This window comes from Vibrio sp. QJM3NY_26 (assembly GCF_057786005.1).
In genome coordinates this window covers 1,913,193-1,929,821 of the sequence record NZ_CM173516.1, presented here as the reverse complement: position 1 = coordinate 1,929,821, position 16,629 = coordinate 1,913,193, and the positions used below count along the sequence as shown (strand labels likewise).

Here is a 16,629-nt window from a genome sequence, read left to right as displayed (position 1 = left end):
TATGTCAGAAGTCATTAGAATTGAAGGGCTAAAGCAGCATTTTCTATCAGGTAAGAATCTATTTAAGAAAGGTTATTTAATCAAGGCTGTTGACGGCGTTTCATTTTCAGTGAAGCAAGGTGAGACGTTAGGTTTGGTTGGAGAGTCTGGCTGTGGAAAAAGTACGCTTGGTAGAACATTACTCAAACTGTATGAGCCATCCGCTGGGAAGATCTTTTTTGAAGGCGAAGACATCACCCATTACAGCACAAAAAGAATGCGTCCACTTCGTCGAGATATGCAGATTGTATTTCAGGATCCTCTCGAATCATTGAATCAGAGGCATACAGTAGGCGGCATACTTGAAGAACCTTTTATTATTCATGGGATTGGTTCGAAGAAAGACCGAAAGCAATGGGTTTTAGATCTACTCGATAAGATCGGATTACCTCACTCCGCCGTAACCCGTTATCCGCACGAGTTTTCTGGAGGGCAGAGGCAGCGTATAGGCATAGCAAGAGCAATAGCATTAAAGCCAAAGTTATTGATTTGCGATGAGTCAGTATCGGCATTAGATGTTTCTGTGCAAGCACAGATATTGAATTTATTACTAAAAATACAAAAAGAGATGAACCTTTCCATTATTTTCATTTCACACGATCTCTCTGTCGTTAAGCACATTTCAGATAATGTGGTCGTAATGAAAAAAGGTAAAATAATTGAGTTTGGAAGTGTGGAAGATGTTTATAAAAACCCAAAAGAAGAATATACAAAAACTCTATTAGCGTCGATTCCAATAACGCATCCATCTCAAAGGAATAAAATAGAAACAACGAGGTCAGCTAAACAGGCTTAAAACTGGAAAAAGAAAATGTAGATATAATACGGAAGTGTAATACAAGAAGGAAAATATGAATAAACTACTTATGTTGCCAGCGTTCATGCTGGTGGCGCCTTCGCTCGCCCTAGCAAATAATTTGCAAGATGAGTGGGAGTCCAAAAACAATGAAAATCCTTGGTCTGGTTACATTAGCGCTGACTATTCTCGAAACGGTTATGAAGACAGTGCGTCTTTAGCAAATCGTTCGGCTTCTGCAACGGGCGTTGTCCGATATTCGTTTTCAGACAAATCTCGACTCCAAGTAGTGGCGTCAGGTTACCATTTGTCCGACGGTGATGAATATGGGACTAGGGGGCAGTTCTGGAATGATACGTCCATCTCATGGGGGCGCAATGGATTATTCAAACCAACTGATGGTTCATCACTGAGTGGCGAGGTGAGAGTAATATTGCCGACGTCCAAATGGTCAAGGAGGAACGATTTAACGTTAGGAACTAGATTGAAAGTCAGGTGGAGTGCTCCATTCGATAATTGGATTGAAGGGCTTTCATTGAGTAATACGTTATTACTTAGAAAAAACTTTCACGAATATAAAACAGCCGGTGGTAATCAGCTTATTGAATACCAATTGAGTAGCCAATTTTCTCTTGATTATGTTTTTGCAGAAGACTTCTATTTTAACATTTTCGTAATGCCTAGACAGTCATGGAATTATAGCGGGAACACATTTGATCCAACTCTATTACATGGGGGAGAGGTGGGCTACCAAATAACTAAGAGTATTTCTATTTCTTCTGGACTGACTAATGGCATTAGTTATTACAATCCAGAAAGAGGTTCAAACCCTCTTAATGATTTAGTCGATTTAAAGAAAACAACTTATTACGCAGTGATTAACTATCAATTCTAATATTGCTCCGTTCGCATTGAATTTAGGTAGTTAGAAATAAAAATGTAATATAATTATAAATATAGGTAAATTATGTTTAAACACGCAATTATCGCAGCAAGTATTGCCGCAATCCTCAGCGGGTGTGGGGCCGAAGATCGTGCCTATGACACCTATGAAAAACCAACCGAAGAGATTTCTGTTCAATCTTTAGATACAGAATCACTTTGGATGTACATGCCGTCGACTGGTGAAGCTCCTCGCTATGCTATGACTCAGCGTGGCTTTTTCCAAGGCGATCCAAAGCTAGTTAAACTGCGCTTTGACAAAACTAACGGTATTTATGTTGAAGCATTGGATCGCGATAAAGTAGATTCACTGGAGCCAAGTCGTTGGGGTTCTGAGATCAACCGAGTGCCAGTATTGAAAATTCCTGGCGAATTCCGTCAGTATCGCTGTGCCGAAAATGGTTACGGTGAGTGTACGAACAAAGAAGAGATCAACAGTGATGAAAACGTGGATTGGACTAACGCGACGCACTTCATCCCTGACTACGAAAACATCGAACCGCTATCGAAAGATACATTAAGCACGTGGTATACGGCTAGCAATGTAACCGAAAGTGCAGAACCTCGAGTTGTTTCATACGAATACAACCCAGAAGGAGGGGTGATAAACGTAGAAATTGAGCGTACGTTTACCGCTGACCCAGATGATAGATACCAATTCGACCCGTCTGGCAGTTTAGAGAGTCTGTCATTCAAAACTCGTTTTTTCTATTCACTTGTGAAATTAGATAAACTTGCAAGCTCAAACTACGAACCTGTTTATTATCAGGGACAAGACAGCGCATATTATGGCTTTTTTAATGACAGCAAAGCGGTGAAAACCCACACAGGTGAGAGCGATGTACAAGGTTCACGCTTCGCTTACATCAACCGTTTCAATCCGAACTTAGAGTCGATTGATTACCATCTAAGTGATAGCTATTTTGACGAAGGCAATGAAGCGTATCGCCAATTGACGATCGACACCATGAAAGAGGTAAATGAGTCACTTGAAGGCACTGGCGTGCCGGCAATTAAAATTGTAAATACTGATGCGAAAGCAGGTATTCAATCTGGTGACCTTCGTTACAACGTGTTTAACCTTATCGCAGACCCTGTAGATAATGGTCTGTTGGGTTACGGGCCTTCCGCAACTAACCCACTCACGGGTGAGATTATTCACGCACACGTCAACCAATACCTTGGTGTGATTCGTACAACGACTCGTCGCTACTGGAATGATTTAGCGTTGCGTTATAACCGTCAGGAAATTGCGAAACTAGAACCTGTTTCTGAAGAAACTCAGAATGTTGATGCTGGAGATGATGACGCAGCACCGGTTGCTGAGCCACGAACTGACATTGATGTCTTTACAGACATGATCGCAAGTGATCGTGGGCCAGATCAGTTTGTTCCTGCTGTAACTGAAGGTGAAATGGCGTTTGTAGGACAAGGTAAATTTGTCAATGAAAACCCGAAAGCTGACCTTGATCATCAGTTTGATGTGAACAGCAAAGACTTGGCACTTCAAACTTTCTACAAGCGTCAAGATATGCTTAAGCGTTTCTCTGAGCAGAACGTTTACAGCGAAGATGCAATGTGGCTGAGCACCAAAGCGAAAGGTTTGATCACAGGTATTGACTACACTAATGGTGGATTCTTTGCTGATGACGAGCAGAACACCATGAAAACGTGGAACGACCTCGATCTTGATCAGCAGAAACTCGCAAGCGAAGCAATCTCTATGCATATGTTTAAGTCGACTTTGATTCATGAATTAGGCCACAACTTAGGTTTACGTCATAACTTCATGGGTTCGACAGACAAAGCGCATTTTTACACAGAAGAAGAGTTAGCACGCAGCACATTGGGTCACCAAGCAAAACCCGCTGCTTACAGTTCAATTATGGACTATGGCGCATCGATTTTTGATGAGTTACTTGTGTTCGGTAAATATGATAAAGCTGCACTTAAATTTGCTTATGCTCGTGAAATAGAAACCAATGAATTTGTTGGTGATTCAGTTAATGACAAAACAGGTGCTCAACTCCGTAAAACTTATTCCCTTTCTAAGTACGACCGAGAGTTGACAGAAGATTACAATGCTTACCCTACTGGCGTGATTGCACACCTTCGCGCCAATGCGGGTACAGATGATATCCCAGAACTGGCGAGTTACCGTTTCTGTACCGATGAACATACCTATACAAGCTTAAACTGTGATCGCTTTGATGAAGGTACGTCTCTCACTGAAATCACAGAGTTCCGTATCCAACGCTACTACGATAGTTACGAAACGGCAAACCGCAGAAACGGTCGTGATTGGTTTACTCAGTACAAGCAGTATGAGTACTTCTGGATGCGTATGAATGAGTTCCAGAAAATTCGTGACATTGTTGAAAACGTTGGTGAAATTGATTTTGTATTTGCGCGTTACATCGGCGCAGACACAACCAATAATAAGGGACAAGTCTTTGAAGAAATCGCAGAGAATAACTGTCTAGATTGGCGTGGTAATCCAGTACCACTTGATAATATGTCGGCAGGCCTTCGTCCAATTTGTGACACTTACAACGCCGCAAATATGGCTGCAGACTTCTTCCTTGACGTGTTAACGGCACCCGACAAAGTATGTGAGTTGGAAGAGCTAAGTGGTGTTGATGGGGTACCAAACCGTTATCGTTTCGCAACGCTTTCTGATCTGTGGTTAACATACCAAAGTGGTATGTCGTCAAATCGGGATGTTCCAACAAGCTGTTTTGATGAAGAGCTTGTTCAAACGTTGAAAGGTCAAAGCAACGAAGTTGTTATGCGTTCGGAGACTCGTGACGGTCATATCTGGGCTAGCTTGAAGGCGAACAACCCGTATCAAACAGCCTCTAACTCCATGGATTTGCTTGGTGTGTGGCCTGATAAATTGCTAGCAGCACAAATGTTGGTGCGTCGTGATTCGCCGTATATTTCAACAGAGAACTCAAGCTTAGCACTGATCGACCTATCGGATAAGATAACGAAGCTATATACACACTTGTCTGATCTAGCGGGCCGACCAGAAGCACGTCAAGCGATTTTCGTTGATGGCAATGGCGATTACGTTGAAACTGTTTTGCGCTACCAACAAAGCCTAACTAAAACGATTGAAGCTGTGCCGTCATACTTGTGGCCGATGAAACGCTATTTTGTGATGGGCGGGCAAGAAGCGTTTGAATACTGGACGGAAGGTTCACCGCAAGATACAACAGTCCCTTACTTTGGTACGCTTCTAGAAAACCTGAACAAATACAACCGTGCAAATGAGTATGGCTTGAGTGACTCGGTGAGAGGTTTAAGCGACTCGATCCATATCAATTTGGCAAACAGTAGTTCTGCTGACCCTGATGGCGTCAAGTTTACATGGAAAGGCGTTAACTACTCGTTGAACTCACGTAATACGCTTGCCAATGCTGTGGCGTCACGTGCCCTGTATCAAGAAGATCAAAAGGCTCGAGTCGAGAAGCTAAATGGCTTGCCTTACCGTGTTCGCAATGCTCTGTCAGTGTTTAGAAATACACGTGATCGCAATGAAGCCCGTATTATTGCAATCGGTGACAAGGATGCGTTGGTTGCACTTCGAGACACAACTGGGTTTGCGCGTTGGACTATGTTTGACCGTATGTTCGAAGAGTATGAAGAAGAGGGCAACAAGTGTCTGCGTTTCAAAGTGGATGGTGAGTCAGATGAAGATCATATGAAGCGCAAGTGTAACTCTTTAGCTCGCCTACAAACGGCACAAAACAGTGCGATTGGCAAGTTTGAAGGCGATGAGTTAGATAATATGTTTAACGTGGCACAGATCTTTGGTGACCAAATTACTGAGAATAATACAAGTTCTCTCAATGCATCTCACAAAGAAGTGTATGACTACGACCCAGAGGAGCTTCGTCTGTGGAGTTCAAATGAGTACGTATCATTCCGCCGCGCATTTGAGCAGCTCCCTATTTATGATGATTAAATATAAAATGTTCAAATAAACTTATAAATAGAACCGGTTGCCTTGTTTAGGTGGCCGGTTTTTTTGAGTATAAAATTAAGAGCTTTTGGTCTATTTTTAGCTGCATTACCTTTTATTTATATGTTATATAGATACTTTTGTTATTTTTATAAATAGAAGCTATGTAAAAGAATGTGCTGAATTTTTAGATAAATAAGCAGTTCGCAAGTTAGCAGAAGGCATGGTGAAAAGGATTTATGACCAACCCGAAACTCGTGATCGTAGAAGACGACCCCATTTTAAGAGAGATGTTACAGGAGTACTTTGAAAGCCAATCTTTTGAAGTCGTCACTATTTCTGATGGAGCATTAGCGTGTGAGCAAATTTTAACTATTCAGCCCGATATTGTTCTACTTGATCTCATGTTGCCAGAAGTTGATGGACTGACTATTTGCCGACAAGTGCGAAGTCAGTTTAATGGAAAAATATTGATTCTAACGGCGAGTGATGATGATTTCGATCATGTAGCCGCTCTAGAAACTGGCGCCGATGACTTTATTAGTAAACCCATTCGTCAACGAGTGTTATTGGCGAGAGTACGAATGCTATTACGTCGAGGCCCTGAAAGTTCGATGAATGCTGAGGTGAATAAAAATGAATTGGTTTTTGGCAAACTAAATCTAAATCGAACAACTAAGGCCTGTACGCATGTTGGACAAGATATATCGATAGCTGAGAGTGAATTTGAATTGCTTTGGTTATTAGCTTCTTCCCCCGAACAAGTGTTATCACGTAATTTCCTTACTCAACAATTGAGAGGAGTCGATTACGATGGCATTGATCGTTTTATCGACAATAAAATTGTCATTTTGCGTAAGAAGCTTAACGATATAACCGTTCCACCTAAAAAGATCATCACTGTAAGGGGTAAAGGCTACCTGTTTGTACCCGAGCGTTGGTAACGGTGGCTGATAAATAACATGCGACGTATCTATTTTGAATACCTAGCGGGACTGACTGTCATCTTCTTAGTGAGTATATATTCCTATGCTTTTATTGTTTACAAGTTAAGCACTGACTACGAATACATATTACGAGACCATGAAGCAGAAGCTTATCAAGAATTGATTGATGTGGTTTACCGCGAAAAAGGTTTGCTTGAAACGCAGAATCTATTAAAAAGTTATGCAAATAAGACTCGGCAGAACCTGCGAATCATCCCTTTTGATAACGCTCCAGAATTAGTGAGAAAAGCGTTTCAGCAACAAGGCCGAAATGTCTACTACCATGACGAATACTTCCTTTGGTTAAGGTTGGTTGGAAGTGATGAGTTATATGAGTTATCTAAGAACAAAGATTCTTACCTGAGGAAGCAAATCAAGTTTGAAAACCGGCTTATTTGGGTTTTTGCCATAACTGGTTTTGCATTTAGTGGCCTGTTTTTAGTTTGGAGAATAAAGCGCCGATTAAACAACCTTGAAATGGCGACAGTGGCTTTTTCTCATGGTGATCTATTAGAGCGAGCATCTGAGAAGAACAGCATAAAGTTGGGGACGTTGAACCGCAGCTTTAATGTTATGGCAGACAAGATAAGAGATTTAATCAATAGTAATAAGTCTTTGACTAATGCGGTAGCACATGAGCTAAGAACCCCTATATTCCGGATTCAATGGCAAGCTGAGTTGTTGAGTGATTTAGCGCCAACGAAGCAGCAGTCTAAGGCTATAGCTCGTATTCTTGCGGATACCGAAGAAATGGAAGATATGGTCGATGAGTTGTTGTATTACGCCCGCTTGGAAAGGGGAGGTTTTGAGTTACTTAAGCAACCTATTGATGCTAATGAATGGCTAAATGAGCGTTTTACTATTTGGGAGAAAGAGACAACCCTCGATCTCATTAAGGTGCCATTAAAAATTCCAGCCTCTTTTTATGTCGATCTAAAATTATTCAATCGGGCGGTGGATAACATCGTAAGGAATGCGTTTAAGTTTGCTGATACTAAGATCGTTATTGAGTTATGGTATACCGACAATGAATTTGTTATTGAGGTTCATGATGACGGCAAAGGCGTTGAAGCGGAGCATTGGCCTTTTTTGTTTGATCCTTTCTACAGCGCTAATGCAGCGAGGAACAAGGGGAAAACGGGCCATGGTTTAGGGTTAGCTATTGTTAAACAGGTGTGTGACCGTCACCAAGCACATGTCACTGTTGGTGAAAGTTACTTGGATGGTGCGTGTTTTGCCTTGTCGTTTCCTCGGCTTGAGTTATAAATTCAACATGGTCATTTAGTTGTTTTAAGATTACACTGCGCCCAATATTTCAGAAGTACATATTTAGGTAGAGGTCACCATGGACCAAGAACATTACGAAGACGCTGACTACGAAGGCCAAGAGCTGGGCGAAGAAGGCGAAGAGATTGAGATTGAAGCAATTGGTATCGATGTTTCATCACAGCCAATCGAGCTCTACAAGGTGTTTAAAATTGCTAACCTAGTGAGTGGTGGCGGTGAGGCTAAACACATCATTTCTGAAGGTTATGTTGCGGTAAATGGTGAATTAGAAACTCGTAAACGTCGTAAAATGTACGATGGCGACTTCTTTGAATTCAACCAAGAGTATTATGTAGTGGTGTGTGATCAGCCAGTACAAGAAGAATCAGAAAAAACGAAAAAGAAAGAAGCGCCTAAAAAAGACAACAAGGCGAAGAAAGCTCAGTCTAAAAAGGATTCTAAGAAGAAAGAATCTAAGAAAAGCAAAGCAGAAATGCTAAGCGCAACGGCTGAACCAAAGAAAGAGAAAAAAGAGAAGAAGAAAGAAAACAAACCGAAAAAGAAAGCGGATGCGCCAAAGGCAACACGTGATGATAAAAGCGGCCGTAATTCTATCGAATTCTTCTAAACTACAGATCTAAACGGCTGCTCTAAAACTATTTTTTTAACCATTTGTTTAAAAAACAAGCAACGTTAAACCTCGGTTTTGCGTTAAGCAGATATCAAAAGGCTCACTATCTAGTGAGCCTTTTTTGTGCCATTAAGCCTGACTTATTCACTGACTTTTTATCTCATTTTTTCTTTGTTGTTATCTCTGTTCGACAACAAACTCTACAAATCGATCACGGAGTGTATTTTCGCTATTTCTATTCCATATCAGGCCGACTGGCCAAGTGGCGTATTCACCTTCTAACGCAATGAATTCCACATCGGTATTACTAATGAACTGCGCACTGCTGGGTACAATGGTGAAACCGATATTGGCCGATACCAAGGCAAGCAGGGTCAGAATATCATCGGCTTCTTGCGTCTTTGATAAGTCGATTTTATTGGCAAGACAATATTGTTGAATCTGTCTGTCTAATCCAGGGCCGCGATGTTGGGCCAGCTTTAGATAAGGCCATTTCGATAACTTAGAGACGACGTGATTTTTACTTGGCGCTTGCTTGAGAAGATCTTGGTGTATCGCTATTACAAGCGAATCATTGAAAAGCGTTAGGCTCTCTAAATTCGATGATTCTGGTATCCGATTGAAGCTGATATCGAGTTCATGGCTCAATAACTCATCCGTCTGCTGCTTAGAAGGTGTGTCATTTAAAGTGACATGAACGTCCGGATATCGCTGTTTATAAGCCGCAATAAGCTTGGGTGCTTCATGGTAAGTAGATACACCAAAACCAATGTTCAAATGTCCTTGAGTTCCTTTCACCACCGAGCCTGACAGTTGTTCAAACGCTTGCATTGAATGAACCAAACGTTGGGCTTCTGCCAGTAACGTTTTGCCTGCATGCGTTAGCTCTGCGCCATTCCTACTACGAGAAAACAGAGACGCCCCAATATTGGATTCAAGTCGTTGAATCTTTTTAGTGAGGGCCGATTGAGTAATGTAGATCTGCTCTGACGCCAAACGGTAATTGCCCGATTTGGCCAACTGGCAGAATGCCTTCAGTAAATCAAATTCCATTCCAAATGCTCATTGAACTAAGAATATCTTTCATTATATGGAATTGAATCGATTTTTTATACTGAGCTCATACCAATTCGATAAAGACAAGTTTGAGGGCGAATAATGAAGAGAGACATCAAAGTGGCGTCGGTTCAATTCAACCACCATGCAGGTGATAAGGCGTATAACTTATCGGTTATAGAGCAATACGTTCAAAAGGCTGCGGACAGTGGCGTAGAGATCATCTGCTTCCCAGAGATGTGCATCACTGGCTACTGGCATGTGTCTGCTTTGTCGCGAGATGAAATTGAAGTGCTAGCGGAACCTGTACCGAGCGGTGAATCAACTCAAGAACTCATTTCTCTGGTAACGCAATTTGGGATGAGCGTTGGCGCAGGCTTGATAGAGCAGGGTACTGATGGCGAGCTATACAACACCTATGTGTTCGCCATGCCTAATGGCGAGGTGCAGAAACATCGAAAACTGCATACCTTTGTTAGTTCTCACATGAGCAGTGGCGATCAATACACGGTCTTCGATACGCCGCATGGCTGCAAAGTCGGTATCTTGATTTGTTGGGATAACAACTTGGTCGAAAATGTCAGGATCACTGCTTTGAAAGGGGCAGATATATTGATTGCGCCACACCAAACGGGCGGTTGTCATTCACGAAGCCCTAATGCGATGAAGCGAATTGACCCAGAGTTATGGTTTAACCGAGATGACAATCCGGAAGCAATTCGTGCTGAAATGCAGGGTAAGAATGGTCGAGAGTGGCTAATGCGTTGGCTGCCTGCAAGAGCGCACGACAATGGTATGTTTGTGGTGTTTAGTAATGGTGTCGGCGTTGATATGGATGAAGTAAGAACAGGCAATGCGATGATCCTCAGCCCTTATGGTGAAATCATTGCTGAGACCGATAGTGTTGATAACGATATGGTGATTGCAGAGCTAAAAGCAGAAGAGTTAGATATGTGTACTGGCAGACGCTGGATTCGCGGCCGCAAGCCAGAGTTATATCATTCACTCACACAACCTCTTGGTCATGAGCTAGATCCGCACCAAGCGCGTTTTGCTGAGAAGTAATGTGAAGATGCTGGTGGATAAGGCGAGTAAATAAGGAGTCGGCAGGGAAGGGGTTGATTCAATAACATCGGATGTAGTCTACCCACTTAAACTGTTTTTAAGTGGGTAGACTATTTACACATCAAGCACTAAGCACTAAGCATCAAGCATCTAAGTTCTATTCTCAGTGTCGAGTGCGAGAAGACGTCAGTTCTGATGCGCGTAGCTGAGCAACGGCTTTCGCCAGTTCAAGTTGAGCTTGTGCAAAGTTGATGTCTACATTGCCCTTATTGATATTCTCTAGGGCTGCATATTTTGCTTCTTCTGCGCGAGCGCGGTCAATATCTTGGCCGTGCAAGGCAGTATCGGCTAACACCGTTACCACATCCGGCTGAACTTCTAGCATCCCGCCAGAAACATAAAGCACTTGCTCCTCTGATTTAGGGTCTGTGACAAACACTGTTACGCCTGGCTTTATTTTACTGAGAAGCGGGGAGTGACCGGGGCGGATCCCCAGCTCACCATCAGCGCCAGAAACGGCTAGGGCATACGCTGGACCTGAAAACAGCGTACCTTCCGCACTTACAATATTAAGTTGAAATGTATTATCTGTAATTCCGATAGCCATGGTGCACCTGCCTCTTAGAGTGATTTTGCTTTGTTAAGCACTTCGTCGATAGAACCACAGTACAAGAATGCTTGCTCTGGAATATCGTCGTATTCGCCGCCTAGCAGGCCTTTAAAGCCTCTCAGTGTTTCACTTAGCGGTACAAATACACCTTTCTGACCAGTAAATACTTCTGCCACGTGATAAGGCTGAGTTAAGAAACGTTCAATCTTACGAGCGCGAGATACGGTCTGTTTGTCTTCAGTAGACAGCTCATCCATACCAAGAATCGCGATGATGTCTTTTAGCTCTTTGTAGCGTTGCAGCGTTGTTTGGACTTTTTGTGCAATGTCGTAGTGCTCTTGGCCAACCACAAGCGGGTCCAATTGGCGAGATGTTGAATCCAATGGGTCGATTGCAGGGTAGAGGCCTAATGCAGCGATGTTACGAGACAGCACAACAGTTGCATCCAAGTGAGCAAAGGTTGTTGCTGGTGATGGGTCAGTCAAGTCATCCGCAGGTACGTATACCGCTTGAATAGACGTGATCGAACCTTGTCTGGTTGATGTGATACGTTCTTGTAGAACACCCATCTCTTCAGCCAATGTTGGTTGGTAACCTACCGCTGAAGGCATACGACCTAGCAGTGCTGATACTTCTGTTCCCGCAAGCGTGTAACGGTAAATGTTATCAATGAACAACAGTACGTCACGACCTTCATCACGGAAGCGCTCAGCCATAGTCAGGCCTGTCAGTGCAACACGTAGACGGTTTCCCGGTGGCTCGTTCATTTGGCCGTAAACCATGGCTACTTTGTCTAGTACACCCGCTTCTTTCATCTCGTAGTAGAAGTCGTTACCTTCACGAGTACGCTCACCAACACCGGTAAATACAGAGAGACCTGAGTGGGCTTTAGCGATGTTGTTGATAAGCTCCATCATGTTGACGGTTTTACCTACGCCAGCACCACCGAACAGACCGATTTTACCGCCCTTTGCGAACGGACAAATAAGGTCAATAACCTTAACGCCTGTTTCTAGAAGCTCAGTGCTGTTGGCTTGTTCTTCATAAGAAGGAGCTTCACGGTGAATTTCGTAGCTTTCCTTTTGGCCGATTTCACCACATTCATCGATAGGCTGACCAAGAACGTTCATGATACGGCCTAAGGTTTCTTCGCCCACAGGAACCGTGATTGGAGAACCAGTGTTTTCAACAGTTAGGCCGCGGCGTAAGCCATCTGACGTGCCCATTGCAATACAACGAACGATACTGCCACCCAGCTGTTGTTGAACTTCTAATACGAGTGAGCTTGCTTCTTCGCTCGTCACTTTCAATGCATCATAAACGCGTGGGCTGTTGCCACCGCTGAACTCGACGTCTACCACCGCGCCGATAACTTTAACTATTTTTCCAACACTCATCTCTAAATCCTCAAATTCTATTCTGACCCACTCTTTCTGCCCTTAGACAGCTTGAGCACCTGAGACTATTTCACTCAGCTCTTGGGTAATGGCAGCCTGTCGCGCTTTGTTGTAAACCAACTGCAAATCATCGATGAGTTGGCCTGCGTTATCGGTCGCCGCTTTCATGGCCACCATTCGGGCTGCTTGTTCACAGGCAATGCTCTCTACGATGCCTTGATACACTTGTGATTCAATGTATCGATGTAACAGCTCAGAGAGGATGTCTCTTGGTGCTTGTTCGTAGATGTAGTCCCAACGACGTGCTTTTTTCGCGCCTCCATCGGCCTCAGAATCTGAAGGGTGGGGCAGCAACTGCAAGGTCGTTGGTTCTTGAACCATGGTGTTGATGAACTGGTTATACACGAGATACAAACTGTCGATTTTTTCGTCGTCGTAATGCCCTAGCATCGCGTTAACCGTACCTAAAATGTCTTCTAATTTAGGCGCGTCACCAAGGCCTGACGTTTGCGCGATAACATTGCCGCTGCGTTGGAAAAATGAGATAGCTTTTGAACCAATTAAGGTCGTTTCTACTTCAACACCTTTGGTACGCCACTGTTCCATTTCTTCCAGCACTTTCTTGAACAAGTTCGAGTTCAAGCCACCACATAAGCCCCGATCGGACGAAATAATGATGTAAGCAACACGTTTTGGTTCACGCTGTTGAAGATAGGGGTGCTGGTATTCCAGCGACCCTGATGCGACATGAGAGATAACTTTACGCATGTTCTCGGCATATGGACGCGTTAGCGTCATATTGTCTTGAACTTTACGCATCTTACTTGCCGCAACCATCTCCATTGCACTGGTGATTTTCTGAGTGTTACTAACACTGCCTATCTTGGTGCGAATTTCTTTAGTATTTGCCATTATCTGCTCCTAATTTGTTTTGATTTCCAGCCAACAAACCGGAGCGTTTACCAAGCTTTCAACGCTACAAAGTCACCGAGAAGCTTTGCAAGAGCGCCATCAATTTCATCGTTGTAGTCACCGTTAGCGTTAATGGTGTCGAACAATTCTGGGTTTTGACCTTTCGCGTAAGCAATTAATTCTTCTTCAAAACGTGCAACTTTGTGCAACTCTACGTCAGCCAAATAGCCTTTTTCTGCTGCGTAGATAACCGTTGCTTGCTCAGCGACAGACATCGGCGAGTATTGCTTTTGTTTCATCAGTTCGGTTACACGTTCACCATGATCAAGCTGCTTGCGCGTCATGTCGTCTAGGTCAGAAGAGAACTGAGCAAATGCGGCTAACTCACGGTATTGAGCTAACGATGTACGAATACCACCAGAGAGTTTTTTGATGATCTTGCACTGCGCTGCACCACCCACACGAGATACCGAGATACCTGGGTCAACAGCAGGACGTAGACCTGAGTTGAATAGTTGAGTTTGTAGGAAAACCTGACCATCAGTAATTGAGATTACGTTGGTTGGTACAAACGCCGATACGTCACCCGCTTGAGTTTCAATGATAGGAAGCGCGGTTAATGAACCTGTTTGGCCTTTAACTTCACCGTTTGTGAACTTCTCTACATATTCCGCATTCACTCGTGCAGCACGTTCTAGTAGGCGTGAGTGGAGGTAGAATACGTCGCCAGGGAAGGCTTCACGACCCGGTGGGCGCTTAAGTAGCAATGAGATTTGACGGTAAGCGACGGCTTGTTTTGATAGGTCATCATAGATGATCAGTGCATCTTCACCGCGGTCACGGAAGTATTCGCCCATGGTGCAACCCGCATAAGGTGCTAGGTATTGAAGCGCGGCTGATTCTGATGCTGATGCTACAACTACGATGGTGTTTTTAAGCGCATCGTGGTCTTCGAGTTTACGAACAACGTTTGCGATAGTAGAGGCTTTCTGGCCAATAGCCACGTACACACATTTGATGCCAGAATCTTTCTGATTGATGATCGCATCGATAGCTAGCGCTGTTTTACCCGTCTGACGGTCACCGATGATAAGTTCACGTTGACCACGACCGATAGGCACCATGGTATCAACGGCTTTATAACCGGTTTGAATTGGTTGATCGACGGACTTACGCTCGATTACGCCGGGTGCAATTACTTCTACAGGGTCGAGCCGGTCGCAACTCACTGGGCCTTTGCCATCGATTGGCTCGCCTAATGTGTTCACTACACGGCCAAGAAGTCCATTACCGACTGGTACTTCCAAGATACGACCAGTCCCTTTCACTTTCATACCTTCAGATAGGTCAGTGTAGGGACCCATAACCACGGCACCGACTGAGTGCGTGTCAAGGTTAAGAGCAAGAGCGTATTTGCCACCAGGAAGCTCGATCATCTCACCCTGCATGACATCCGCAAGGCCGTTTATGGTAATGATGCCGTCACGAACCGAGACTATAGTGCCTTCGTTGCGAGCTTCGGTGCTCACATTAAATTTCGAGATGCGATCTTTAATCAGGTCGCTGATTTCATTTGAATTTAATTGCATAATTGTTACCTATCTCGCGTGAAGTTGATGAGCCAAACGGTTAATTGATGTGTTCAAAGAACCATCGATGACGGTTTCACCCGCCTTGATTACGATCCCGCCAACCAGCGAGTCATCAATAACCTGTTCCATTTCAACCTGACGCTCTAATTTCTTCTCAAGTGCAGCAGTGAGTGATGTAACTTGATCTTGTGTAAGCAATTCTGAACTGGTGACAGTGACAGGGATTACACGTTCATGTTCGTCCTTTAGGTCGCTGAACAAGTTAAACAAGTCTCTTATCACTGCAAGACGGCCATTCTCAGCCAAGACTTTAATGAGATTAATGACGTGGTCATCAACGAGTCCTTGGCAAACGTGAATGATGAGATTGACCAGTTCTTCAGATTGCTGTGTATGAACACCTTCTGCTGATGAAATCTGTTTAGCGATCGTTTCTTCTTCCGCTACCGTCACAAGAATGGACAGCATTGAGTGCCACTCTTGTAACTTGTTTTCACCCAAAGCAAAGTCGAACGATGCTTTAGCGTAGGGATGAGCAATATTGGTGTAATCTGACATATTGCCTCCGTTTAGAGTTCGCTTATCATTTGATCAACTAACGCTCGGTTCGTTTCAGAATCTAGGTTTTTGCTGATCAATTTCTGTGCACTTTGAATAACAGCATCTGCCATATCCGCCTGAAGTTCACGGCGTAACTTTTGACGTTCGCCTTCTAGCTCAGCTCTACCTTGCTCTAAGATGCGCGCTTTTTCTTGCTCACCTTCTTGGTGAGCTAAGGTGATGATTTCGTTGCGGCGTTTTTTGCCTTGCTCAATCAGTTCGGTCACATTTTTTTTCGCATCTGCGACGAGTTGTGCGCCATTTGATTTTGCTAGTTCTAGCTCTTTCACTGCATTCTCTGAGTGGCGTAAACCATCAGCGATTTCTTTTTGGCGCTCGTCTAACATCGCGGTGAGAGGGGGCCATACATATTTCATGCATAGCCAAACAAAAATCACGAATGAGATTGCTTGACCAAACATGCTGGCATTTAAATTCATACCTTCCTCACTAAATCTTGATTATTTACAAATCGATCTTTTCAAAGCTATTAATTAAGCAACGGCAAAGATGATGTATAGACCGATACCAACACCGATCATCGGTACAGCATCAACAAGGCCCATCATGATGAAGAATTGAGTACGAAGCATTGGAGTAAGGTCTGGTTGACGAGCAACACCTTCAAGGTATTTACCTGCTAAGTTACCAATACCAGATGCTGCACCCGCTGCACCTAAACCGATCAGTAATGCACCTGCTACATATAAAACTGCGCTTACGATATCCATTTGTATCTCCGATAAATAATTTGTTAGTTAATTTTTTAG

The 16,629-nt window shown here is 43.5% G+C and carries 15 protein-coding genes; 7 read left to right on the top strand and 8 right to left on the bottom strand.

Annotation, left to right across the window (positions count from 1 at the left end):
* The first annotated feature begins 1 nt into the window (after window position 1).
* The 6 genes from AC3CH4_RS23775 to AC3CH4_RS23750 all read left to right on the top strand — a co-directional run bounded on the left by AC3CH4_RS23775 (window position 2) and on the right by AC3CH4_RS23750 (window position 8,624).
* Complete coding sequence (locus tag AC3CH4_RS23775; RefSeq protein ID WP_428783121.1) at window positions 2-835, top strand: ABC transporter ATP-binding protein; 834 nt, start codon at window positions 2-4, stop codon at window positions 833-835.
* Between the two features lie 55 nt (window positions 836-890).
* Window positions 891-1,730 carry a hypothetical protein gene (locus AC3CH4_RS23770; protein ID WP_146453835.1) on the top strand — a complete coding sequence of 280 codons (840 nt, stop codon included), beginning with the start codon at window positions 891-893 and terminating at the stop codon, window positions 1,728-1,730.
* Window positions 1,731-1,802: 72 nt separating this feature from the next.
* A complete protein-coding gene (locus AC3CH4_RS23765; protein WP_146453833.1) occupies window positions 1,803-5,747 on the top strand; it encodes a zinc-dependent metalloprotease in 3,945 nt (1,314 codons plus the stop codon).
* Window positions 5,748-5,983: 236 nt separating this feature from the next.
* Window positions 5,984-6,688 carry a response regulator gene (locus tag AC3CH4_RS23760; RefSeq protein WP_145565444.1) on the top strand — a complete coding sequence of 235 codons (705 nt, stop codon included), beginning with the start codon at window positions 5,984-5,986 and terminating at the stop codon, window positions 6,686-6,688.
* 18 nt (window positions 6,689-6,706) lie between these two features.
* Entirely contained in the window at window positions 6,707-7,996 is a 1,290-nt protein-coding gene (locus AC3CH4_RS23755; protein WP_108123152.1) for an ATP-binding protein, read from the top strand.
* Between the two features lie 79 nt (window positions 7,997-8,075).
* Complete coding sequence (locus AC3CH4_RS23750; protein WP_237289003.1) at window positions 8,076-8,624, top strand: RNA-binding S4 domain-containing protein; 549 nt, start codon at window positions 8,076-8,078, stop codon at window positions 8,622-8,624.
* A 180-nt stretch (window positions 8,625-8,804) separates the two neighbouring features.
* Here AC3CH4_RS23750 and AC3CH4_RS23745 read toward each other — a convergent pair whose 3' ends face one another.
* On the bottom strand, window positions 8,805-9,680 hold the full coding sequence (locus AC3CH4_RS23745) for a LysR family transcriptional regulator (protein ID WP_488543965.1): 876 nt from the start codon (window positions 9,678-9,680) through the stop codon (window positions 8,805-8,807).
* Window positions 9,681-9,785: 105 nt separating this feature from the next.
* Between AC3CH4_RS23745 and AC3CH4_RS23740 the strand changes: the two genes are divergently transcribed.
* Window positions 9,786-10,748, top strand: a complete 963-nt coding sequence (locus AC3CH4_RS23740) for a nitrilase family protein (RefSeq protein WP_488543964.1) — start codon at window positions 9,786-9,788, stop codon at window positions 10,746-10,748.
* Window positions 10,749-10,911: 163 nt separating this feature from the next.
* On the opposite strand, the gene AC3CH4_RS23735 is transcribed toward AC3CH4_RS23740, so the two are convergent.
* Genes AC3CH4_RS23735 through atpE form a run of 7 tightly spaced genes read right to left on the bottom strand, consistent with a single transcriptional unit; the run spans window position 10,912 to window position 16,590 of the window.
* Window positions 10,912-11,355 carry a F0F1 ATP synthase subunit epsilon gene (locus AC3CH4_RS23735; protein ID WP_488543963.1) on the bottom strand — a complete coding sequence of 148 codons (444 nt, stop codon included), beginning with the start codon at window positions 11,353-11,355 and terminating at the stop codon, window positions 10,912-10,914.
* 14 nt (window positions 11,356-11,369) lie between these two features.
* Window positions 11,370-12,755: a F0F1 ATP synthase subunit beta gene (atpD, locus tag AC3CH4_RS23730; RefSeq protein WP_004730394.1), complete on the bottom strand. Its 1,386-nt coding sequence runs from the start codon at window positions 12,753-12,755 to the stop codon at window positions 11,370-11,372.
* Window positions 12,756-12,797: 42 nt separating this feature from the next.
* Entirely contained in the window at window positions 12,798-13,667 is an 870-nt protein-coding gene (gene atpG, locus AC3CH4_RS23725; RefSeq protein ID WP_016793640.1) for a F0F1 ATP synthase subunit gamma, read from the bottom strand.
* Between the two features lie 47 nt (window positions 13,668-13,714).
* The gene (atpA, locus tag AC3CH4_RS23720) at window positions 13,715-15,256 is read right to left on the bottom strand and encodes a F0F1 ATP synthase subunit alpha (RefSeq protein ID WP_012600780.1); all 1,542 of its coding nucleotides are present in this window, start codon (window positions 15,254-15,256) and stop codon (window positions 13,715-13,717) included.
* 9 nt (window positions 15,257-15,265) lie between these two features.
* On the bottom strand, window positions 15,266-15,817 hold the full coding sequence (locus tag AC3CH4_RS23715) for a F0F1 ATP synthase subunit delta (RefSeq protein ID WP_009844933.1): 552 nt from the start codon (window positions 15,815-15,817) through the stop codon (window positions 15,266-15,268).
* 11 nt (window positions 15,818-15,828) lie between these two features.
* Window positions 15,829-16,299, bottom strand: a complete 471-nt coding sequence (locus tag AC3CH4_RS23710) for a F0F1 ATP synthase subunit B (protein WP_371977537.1) — start codon at window positions 16,297-16,299, stop codon at window positions 15,829-15,831.
* A 54-nt stretch (window positions 16,300-16,353) separates the two neighbouring features.
* Window positions 16,354-16,590 (bottom strand): F0F1 ATP synthase subunit C, encoded by a 237-nt coding sequence (gene atpE, locus AC3CH4_RS23705; RefSeq protein ID WP_004730405.1) that lies wholly within the window; start codon window positions 16,588-16,590, stop codon window positions 16,354-16,356.
* Window positions 16,591-16,629: the final 39 nt, after the last annotated feature.

Excerpts from the sequence above, each read along its gene's own strand:
- AC3CH4_RS23765 (WP_146453833.1), top strand. The coding sequence starts at position 1,803 with ATGTTTAAACACGCAATTATCGCAGCAAGTATTGCCGCAATCCTCAGC.
- AC3CH4_RS23775 (WP_428783121.1), top strand. The coding sequence starts at position 2 with ATGTCAGAAGTCATTAGAATTGAAGGGCTAAAGCAGCATTTTCTATCA.
- AC3CH4_RS23740 (WP_488543964.1), top strand. The coding sequence starts at position 9,786 with ATGAAGAGAGACATCAAAGTGGCGTCGGTTCAATTCAACCACCATGCA.
- AC3CH4_RS23760 (WP_145565444.1), top strand. The coding sequence starts at position 5,984 with ATGACCAACCCGAAACTCGTGATCGTAGAAGACGACCCCATTTTAAGA.
- AC3CH4_RS23710 (WP_371977537.1), bottom strand. The coding sequence starts at position 16,299 with ATGAATTTAAATGCCAGCATGTTTGGTCAAGCAATCTCATTCGTGATT.
- AC3CH4_RS23755 (WP_108123152.1), top strand. The coding sequence starts at position 6,707 with ATGCGACGTATCTATTTTGAATACCTAGCGGGACTGACTGTCATCTTC.
- atpG (WP_016793640.1), bottom strand. The coding sequence starts at position 13,667 with ATGGCAAATACTAAAGAAATTCGCACCAAGATAGGCAGTGTTAGTAAC.
- AC3CH4_RS23770 (WP_146453835.1), top strand. The coding sequence starts at position 891 with ATGAATAAACTACTTATGTTGCCAGCGTTCATGCTGGTGGCGCCTTCG.
- AC3CH4_RS23745 (WP_488543965.1), bottom strand. The coding sequence starts at position 9,680 with ATGGAATTTGATTTACTGAAGGCATTCTGCCAGTTGGCCAAATCGGGC.
- atpD (WP_004730394.1), bottom strand. The coding sequence starts at position 12,755 with ATGAGTGTTGGAAAAATAGTTAAAGTTATCGGCGCGGTGGTAGACGTC.
- atpA (WP_012600780.1), bottom strand. The coding sequence starts at position 15,256 with ATGCAATTAAATTCAAATGAAATCAGCGACCTGATTAAAGATCGCATC.
- AC3CH4_RS23715 (WP_009844933.1), bottom strand. The coding sequence starts at position 15,817 with ATGTCAGATTACACCAATATTGCTCATCCCTACGCTAAAGCATCGTTC.
- atpE (WP_004730405.1), bottom strand. The coding sequence starts at position 16,590 with ATGGATATCGTAAGCGCAGTTTTATATGTAGCAGGTGCATTACTGATC.
- AC3CH4_RS23735 (WP_488543963.1), bottom strand. The coding sequence starts at position 11,355 with ATGGCTATCGGAATTACAGATAATACATTTCAACTTAATATTGTAAGT.
- AC3CH4_RS23750 (WP_237289003.1), top strand. The coding sequence starts at position 8,076 with ATGGACCAAGAACATTACGAAGACGCTGACTACGAAGGCCAAGAGCTG.